1 protein-coding gene and 2 pseudogenes are annotated in these 1,768 nt (G+C 37.0%); all 3 read right to left on the minus strand.

What is annotated here, in order from left to right; translation table 11 throughout:
• Window positions 1–116 precede the first annotated feature (116 nt).
• Window positions 117–332, minus strand: a pseudogene (locus QUB44_RS30720) (helix-turn-helix domain-containing protein); the annotation flags it as partial.
• A gap of 182 nt (window positions 333–514) precedes the next feature.
• The gene (locus QUB44_RS30725; protein WP_333373683.1) at window positions 515–1,024 is read right to left on the minus strand and encodes a hypothetical protein; all 510 of its coding nucleotides are present in this window, start codon (window positions 1,022–1,024) and stop codon (window positions 515–517) included.
• A 4-nt stretch (window positions 1,025–1,028) separates the two neighbouring features.
• Window positions 1,029–1,768 (minus strand): annotated as a pseudogene (locus QUB44_RS30730) (hypothetical protein); the annotation flags it as partial.

Genomic DNA, 1,768 nt, shown 5'->3' on the forward strand with positions numbered 1-1,768 from the left:
CAACTGGTCAACTATTTCCCTTTTCAGTGCTAATAACTCTGATTTTTCGCTCATCTGACTACACTACCATATTTCTCTGCTCTGAATGAACTATTTTTCACCTGAATCCTTACAATTAGACTTTCTAGATTGTCTGGGTCTCCCTTGACACACCAATAAGATACTTTGTTGACTGAGCAACCAAAAAAATCAGCAATTTTAGATGGTGTCTTGCCGTCATTGAGCAATAATAAAATTAGAATTCTTTGTCTAATATTTGCCTTTTCTTCCTCTCTTAAGGCTTTTTGGAGTTTCTCTATTTGTTGGGAATTGAGATGGTTTTTTGCTGGCATTTTTGTATAGATTGACTAAATTCATTTTTTATTATACCTATTTAAAGGCACAACAGCTTATCACCAACCTACTAAATTAGGGGGTATTACTTCACGAGTATCTCTTGAATACTGCTGTCACTTTTTTGAATAATTTCCCGCTCTTAGGTATCTCTATTAAGCTGGGGGGGTGAGAAAGAGGTCTACGAGATAGACTGTATAAGGGTTGCAGCCCGCATACCTTGTTTATAGAAGCGGCGTTTAGAAAGAGTTAACTTCATTAACTGTTCCACCTCCAAAGAATATTGTTTTAGATAATTAACCCACTTTTCTCCATCTAATCTAACACCAAATGTACTCCGTCTGCGATATTTTTTCTTGGGTTCTTTGCGACGACATACATATTTTTGAACCTGCTTTCTCTTCTGTTCAGTGCCTTGAAATATTGCTGAACTGTACGCAAGTGTCATGAGCAGAATCATGTTAATAAGTCGGTTTCCTTTTAGGCTAGTTCCTTCAAGATCGTAGCCTCCTATTTTACAGTCTCGGAACATTTCTTCAATACCCATCCGTTGCTTGTAAGCATCGATAGCTGCCGGCAATGAGCCTAAATCTGTGAGTATAAACCACGCTTCATCAACCTTCCATGCCCCGTAGTTATTTTTCCACTTACAAGCAACATCAAATCCAGTAGCAGGCTGAGTTTTTCTCACTCTTTTACCTTGAAAATATCAAGAGGTTTAAGAGTATTATTCCTAATTCATCTAGCCGTTGCCAAACTAAATGTTCCGTTTCGATACAATGATTTTTTTTTAGTCTTAAACAAAAAGATACACCCTTTTCCCTGAGCCAGTTTGCCAAATCGACAGAACAAAATTCATGGTCTCCTAAAACAATGACTTTATATTCGGAAAATAATGGTAAAACTTGCTGTAAATTGGTTGTTTGTGACTCAAAGTTACTGTTTATCCATTTTGGTAACAGTGACCAGTATAATGGAATTGCTCTTCGCTCCCAGATCAGGCTAACCATAAAGAGATTAATGCGGCCCCATTGACTGCGGTCGATTGATATTGATAAAGTTTGACCAACACGGCAATAAGTAATCAACCAATAAGTAATTAATGGGAACCAAATTAGTGAAATAGTTAAGTGAGGCAAATCGAGAAACCTTTGTAGTTTTCTACGCCAACTTTCTGTTGTAATTGGATAGGGAAATACCCAGGAGAGCCGTTCTAATCTCACTTGTTTTTCTGATTGTATCAAGGGTAACAAGATTTCAATCAGTTTAAATTGAGCTGAACTTAGTTGTTTTTTTAAATGAATGAGGTAGAATGTTGGTATCATTATTTTTGAGATAGGCAAGCGTGTAACAATTATGAGGGTGCATCTCAGTTTGGCAAATACATCAAATTGAAAGTTGACCGTTGAGATAAGCACAGCGAAGAGCAAGGATA

This window comes from Microcoleus sp. AT3-D2, from assembly GCF_036705715.1.
Lineage (GTDB): Bacteria > Cyanobacteriota > Cyanobacteriia > Cyanobacteriales > Microcoleaceae > Microcoleus.